Source organism: Moorena sp. SIO4G3 (assembly GCF_010692305.1).
Classification (GTDB): domain Bacteria; phylum Cyanobacteriota; class Cyanobacteriia; order Cyanobacteriales; family Coleofasciculaceae; genus Moorena; species Moorena producens_A.
This window is the reverse complement of sequence record NZ_JAAHIG010000494.1, coordinates 1-5,802: the sequence shown is the minus strand read 5'-3', so window position 1 is coordinate 5,802 and position 5,802 is coordinate 1. Positions and strand designations below refer to the sequence as shown.

The window sequence follows — 5,802 nt, the reverse complement described above, 5'->3', positions numbered from 1 at the left end:
CTATCTTTAAACGATGTGAATGAGTGACAGATTTTTCTAAAATCCTGTCTTTTAATACAATTGTAAATGGGTACCGTTTAAATACTTTAGCCCTTCCCATGTTCAATAGCTCTCTTGCTCGTGCCGGGTGGCATGGATCCAGTGGTTTCTTATTTTGATCTAGAACGAAAACTCGCATTACTTTGAACACTCCACAATGTGGGTAAAGTTTGCCTAGACAATGTTATCTAGCTTTGTTCGGTACAGCTCACTGGCTTAACTCGCTACACCTGTTTAAAGCTGTACGACAGTTGCTACAAACTGGCACGCATTTGTAGGTGTCATGAGCTAGATAACGTAGCTCGCTTAGAGCTTAGTCTGGTCAACTATGAGCTTTTTACAAGCTCCCGCTATAGTCTGAAGGACTTAGCGGTGAGTTGTTGACCATCTCTCCATAGCTAATGGTTCTCTCAAAGAATTGGAAACACATTTGCTAATTACTGGCAGATTATCTTATCTTAAAAACTCTGAGTTACAGCCCGTTTTAGAGTTAAGCGACGAAATAGGAAGAATGCTCAACAGTCTGATGGAAAAACTAAAGGAGAAGAAGAAAAATTAGGCTATCCGAATAATTAGCGTTTTACCTCAAACCTAAAACCTAACACCTAAAACCTAACACCTAAAACCTAACACCACTTCTCTGCTGCGCTAAGCGCGAACGTATGAGGCTCCATTAATATCAATGTTGGTTCCAGTTGCCGAGGGGACTTGTCCGGACAAGAGGAAAACCACCATGGCAGCAATTTCCTCTGGCTGGGCGATTCGCTGTAGGGGAATACCTGATACAATCTCAGAGAGAGGATAGTTTTGGCTAAATTCCGCAGCCATTTCGGTATCAACAAAGCCGGGACAAATAGAATAGGCTAGTATGCCATCAGCAGCAAAATTTCGAGCAATACTTTTGGTTAAATTACTCAGTGCTGCTTTGGAGGCTGCATAGTGTATATACTCTGGGGTGTCACCACGATGAGCTGCACGACTAGAGATGTTAACAATAATTCCTCCTCCCTTGGACTTAAAGTGTTCTATCGCCCGTCGGGTGATGGAACTAACAGCAATCAAGTTAACCTGAAGAGTTTCGATCCATTTCTCTTCCCAGAGTAAGGGATTATCATCCAAGCTGAGTTCGGTCATGATGGCGGCATTATTCACAACACCATCAATGGCATATCCCAGATTAAGAATTTCCTCCACTAATTCTTGTCCTGCTTGGGGCTGGGATAAATCTTTTTGAATTACAACACAATCAGTGTTTGCCTTGGATGCCAGTTCCTTGGCTGAGTCGATGTGGGCATTGCAGTGCAGGATAACTTTTGCTCCTAAGGTGATCAGGCGATCGGCAATCGAGGAACCGATTCCCGTTCCTGCACCTGTTACTAGGAATGTCTTTTCTGAAAAAGATAAGTTTTCAAGATTCATTTAATCAGAAATTAACCAGACTCACGTTCACTTAATTGTTAGACTGCTTATCAGTAAAACACTCTGGCGAAGAGACAACTAAAAAATTCAGTACATCCCCTTACCACACAAAGCTTGCAGGCAAATTTTCACCCACTCAGAAGTGTTTTCTAGGGTTGATCATAGCTATGATCAACCCTAGAACATAAATCGAGCAATAGTCAGCGAATAATTACTTTCTTAACATTTACTTTATCAAAAGTCTCTCAAACCAGCACTAATAAAGACTCGAAATTCTTCAATTTCCTAGCTTCATTATTATTAGCATATCCATAGACGCGAGGAAGTTGCTTAGTTTTTAAAAGTACTTTTCTGACCTCAGAGTTGGATACATTACTTAAATTTCTGCCAGAAAGAAGGGCGGTAATGGCAGCTATACCCAATGCCTGACCAACACCAGCATTGAATTCGACAATTCTACCAGCGGATGAAGCAAACCCTTGAAACCCAGAACCAGGACTGACAACGCCTAAATTAGGAACTGCCTTAATTTGGGCATGCTGGATGCCAATGTTGAAAATTGGCTTACTAAAACTTACACTTTTAAACCCGTTCTCAGAGGCTCTGTTACCAAGACCTTCGATACCCCCGCGCACATCAAAATGATAGCCAAAGGTTCCCAAAGCGGACCAATTGGGTGTGCCACCTAATAGCATTTGGGATCCATAGAGAGGGTCTACCACACCAGTAATATTCCCTGCATGGCGGATATAAAGCTCAGATGCTGGCTTAACGGCTTTCGCTCCGATACTCTTGAGCCAAGTTTCAACGAAATTCATCTCTTCGAGAATCTTAGCAGAGGGTTTAGCACCTCCTTGAGCTAATTCCTCTGCTTCAGTGCCATTGACCTTACAGAGGAGAGCATTCCAGGAAAGCCTACCCCCTGGAAGAATTGCCACATTGCCTTCATCGAGGATGACACCACTTTTTGCTAGAGAGAAGGTCTTACCTCTAAAGGAGTGGTACGCTACGGATAGGGCTGGGGAGCGAATGTCGATGTAATCCTTACCCACCCACATGGTTTTCAGATTACCCCTGGGGTCTCTCATATTCTTCCTGAGTCGTTCAGCAAACTGAGCATCAGACCCAGCAGCTTGCTTTAACCACCGTTGAGCTTCTTGATCAGCAGGATTAGCGAAGCGCTTGAGATAGGCATACTCTACCTGCTTTAGTCTTCTGATACTGAGTCCCTCAGTTTCAAATACTAGAGTGACTGGTAGTTCAGATTCGGGCAAGCCAAAGGTGTTAAATCCTTTTAGTTTCCTAACTCCAGCCGCTTGGGCTAATTCTCCATTGACTGTGGAATCGATAAATTGCTTGGCAAAATAGGTTTCGCCTCTGGCTAACTTGATGCCAGCTAGCTTTGGACCGTTTTTAATCACTGATGCAATCTTGACTTCCCGGATCAGAGCCACACCTGCTTCTTGCATCATTTTCTTGAGGGCGGCATCAGCTTTGCGGGGGTCAAGAGCAATTAAGGTAACACCTGAGCGCTGTAAAAATTCTTTGTAGAGGGTAGGGGGTGAGCCAAAGGTGCCGAGCTTGAGGGATTTACGCAGGTTACGAGGAATCTGGCAGCGATCAAGGTAAGCAAGACCTCCCCTGACCAGATGACCACCAACACCTTCATGTTTGCTACCTTTGGACATTAACAGAATGCGTGGATACTTACCTGTCCGGCGGCGATACTCTTTCCCTGCAGCGATCAGCGCTAAGATACCTGGAACTTCATCACCAAAGCCAATGACATCGTAAGAACGTTCTTGATTACTGGCCATGTTTCCCTCACCCCAATTCCTGAACAACCTGATGAACTGATAATTCTAGTTTTCTATAGCTGTCGGACATTGACAGTACCCTTTGGGGGTACTATTTATTTTCACTATTTATTTTCAATTTTGGTTCTTGGTGCTGGAAATCGAGAAGGGTGATTTTTCGGAATTTGGCTACATTTTCGATCAGGACTACTAGGGGGAGAGTGGGAGGGTGCATCTCATATTTGTAAAAAAGAAGGGGAAGTGTGGGAAGTGTGGGGCGGGGGCGCGGGCATTTTCGCGGGAATTTTTGCCTAATTGCAAAAGCGAGGGATGGGCCGACCTGAGGGGGTTTCCCCCACTCGCACTTTGCATGGCTGACAGTGAGATGCACCCCGGGAATCTTAGAGGATATCTCCCAAGTTTTTTGATACTGAATTTTGCCCCCCTAGCCCCCCAATTCTGGGGGGAACAAGAATCAATTTGCGGCTAAAAGTCCCTTCCGGTGCGCTTTCCAATGGGCGAGTAAATCGCCCTTGGGTCGCACCGCAAAATTGGGGGACCAACGGGGGCTTTGATGTAGCAAATGAGACTTCTCAGACAACCTCTTAGCCTGCTCAGTACTTATTTGCTACAACGAGATAGCTACCATAGATTGACATCAACGGAAAATGCCAACCTAAATACTGGGATACCTTACCTGATCCATATAATTTAACCCCTGAGAATCCATGCATTTGCAATCTCAATCGCAGAACTTCTGGAAAATGCTGAGTTAAATGGCTGACACCGTATACTGACATTCCAATGATTTTATTTTTTATGTAATTAGGATTTGGAGTGGTAAGCAACAGTCTTCCGCCAATCTTCAAGACTCTTTGGAATTCACATAATGTTTGATCTACATCGGCAGGATACAGGTGTTCAAGAAACTCACCAGCAGTAATTACATCAAAAAATCGATCTTCCATAGGTATGTCTGTTGAAAGACCATAGACTTTTTGTGAATAGCAATCAGGCAAAACATCTAATCTTTCTTGTACACAATCAAGACCAAATAATGTCAGGTTCGGGTTCAACTCCTTCAAACGTAATCCACCTCTACCCGTATTGCAACCTACGTCAAGAATATTTACAGCTTCTTTCTGAAAAAAACTGAAGAATTGTTCGTACCTTTTCAAGGTAAAAGAGTCGTGTTCTGAACGATTTTGTTGAACATTCTGAACTTCGTACTTCTTATGCAGATTGAGCATGTTTGCTTCTCCAATTCAACATAGAAATGACTAAACTCCAAGGCGTTACTGAATTACGGGATGAATCAGGGATAGACAGGTATTTGCCTCGGTGGCACCGGCACCTCCGGCTAACTTCAGGTAATCCACTAACAGTCCTATCGAATGCTTGAGCATTTCTACTGACGTCCATTTGGTCTCCGAGGCAAAAATTCCACCACTCTCTAGGATGACACCGGAACCCAGCCGATTACATTAAATTTTTTAACAGCTGTCGATGGTGGTGATCAGGCAAGTCTTCGGGTTTTTTTAGATCCTACAAAGGGCAAGCAACTCTGAAAAGTTCCCCCACTTCTGGAGTATAGTCTGGGTCATAAGCATCCCGAAGCAGCTATTTTTACTAATCTCTAAGCATAAGTGCCCATTCAACAATCAGATCTAGTTTTCGGCTTGCGGGCAATCCAATATTTACTAACAAAGTGATTTTTAGTTTCAACCTGTTCAAAGCCAGCTTTTTCGAGACGTTCGACTAAGTTATCTGTAATGTAACTTCTGTAATAAGGCTCGTGATAAATAGCCATAAAATTCTCCATCGATACCTCAAACTCAGGAGAATCCAATAGTTGCATCGAATCACAGATGGTGAATACTCCCCCTGGTTTAGTGACTCGGAAACATTCTTCAATTACTCGCTGACGAGCTGCTGGTGGTAATTCATGGAAGAGAAATACACTGCTTATGCCGTGAAAATAATTATCTGGGTAAGGTAACTTTTCGGCATTAGCCTGCACGAGTTGAGGCAATTCTTCAGGGTTTTTTGAAAATAGTTGGTTGGCTTTGCGTAGATAAGCGGGGGATAGGTCAACCCCAAATAACGATGCTTTAGGTAGGGTAGCGCGAAGAAATTTTAGGGTTCGTCCCGTCCCACAAGCTAGGTCTAAAACCTTGATTTGGTCAGGTGGTACAGAAGCAAAGACATTTAATCCTTGGTTGATTGGACCAAGAATTCGCCGACGCATACTATCTGCTGCACCATAAAACAGGATTTCTACCTGCAAGTCGTAGAGTAATAACTTAGTTGACGATTTAAGGTACAACACGATACTATCAGTATGTTGTTAATTGTAGTTAGGTGACTAAGTACCTCAAACCAACCAAAAGCTGATCAGGATCATGGCGTTAACGTCAGCACACTAGCCCGATGGAAAAATCAATCATCCCGACTTATGCAACGAGCCTTCAAGACCAAGTTAAAACTGAATAACAAACAAAAAACCTTGATGGCTCAACACGCTGGGTATTCTAGGTGGGTATGGAAC

At 43.4% G+C, this 5,802-nt stretch carries 7 protein-coding genes; 2 read left to right on the top strand and 5 right to left on the bottom strand.

Translation table 11 applies throughout. From position 1 onward, the window contains the following. Nucleotides 1–178 (bottom strand): RRXRR domain-containing protein (locus F6J99_RS40990; RefSeq protein ID WP_293122147.1); only part of this gene is annotated, 178 nt, incomplete at its 3' end. Nucleotides 179–433: 255 nt separating this feature from the next. On the opposite strand from F6J99_RS40990, the gene F6J99_RS40985 reads away from it, so the two are divergent. Next, nucleotides 434–598 (top strand): four helix bundle protein, encoded by a 165-nt coding sequence (locus F6J99_RS40985; protein ID WP_267876634.1) that lies wholly within the window; start codon nt 434–436, stop codon nt 596–598. Nucleotides 599–687: 89 nt separating this feature from the next. On the opposite strand, the gene F6J99_RS40980 is transcribed toward F6J99_RS40985, so the two are convergent. From F6J99_RS40980 to F6J99_RS40960, 4 genes are all read right to left on the bottom strand, one after another. Next, on the bottom strand, nt 688–1,458 hold the full coding sequence (locus F6J99_RS40980) for an SDR family oxidoreductase (protein ID WP_293122143.1): 771 nt from the start codon (nt 1,456–1,458) through the stop codon (nt 688–690). A 245-nt stretch (nt 1,459–1,703) separates the two neighbouring features. Continuing rightward, nucleotides 1,704–3,275, bottom strand: a complete 1,572-nt coding sequence (locus tag F6J99_RS40975; RefSeq protein WP_293122141.1) for an FAD-dependent oxidoreductase — start codon at nt 3,273–3,275, stop codon at nt 1,704–1,706. A gap of 593 nt (nt 3,276–3,868) precedes the next feature. Further along, on the bottom strand, nt 3,869–4,504 hold the full coding sequence (locus tag F6J99_RS40970) for a class I SAM-dependent methyltransferase (RefSeq protein ID WP_293122139.1): 636 nt from the start codon (nt 4,502–4,504) through the stop codon (nt 3,869–3,871). A gap of 404 nt (nt 4,505–4,908) precedes the next feature. After that, the gene (locus F6J99_RS40960) at nt 4,909–5,583 is read right to left on the bottom strand and encodes a class I SAM-dependent methyltransferase (protein WP_365975254.1); all 675 of its coding nucleotides are present in this window, start codon (nt 5,581–5,583) and stop codon (nt 4,909–4,911) included. A gap of 126 nt (nt 5,584–5,709) precedes the next feature. Here F6J99_RS40960 and F6J99_RS40955 point away from each other — a divergent pair. Beyond that, nucleotides 5,710–5,802 (top strand): helix-turn-helix domain-containing protein (locus F6J99_RS40955; protein WP_293122145.1); only part of this gene is annotated, 93 nt, incomplete at its 3' end.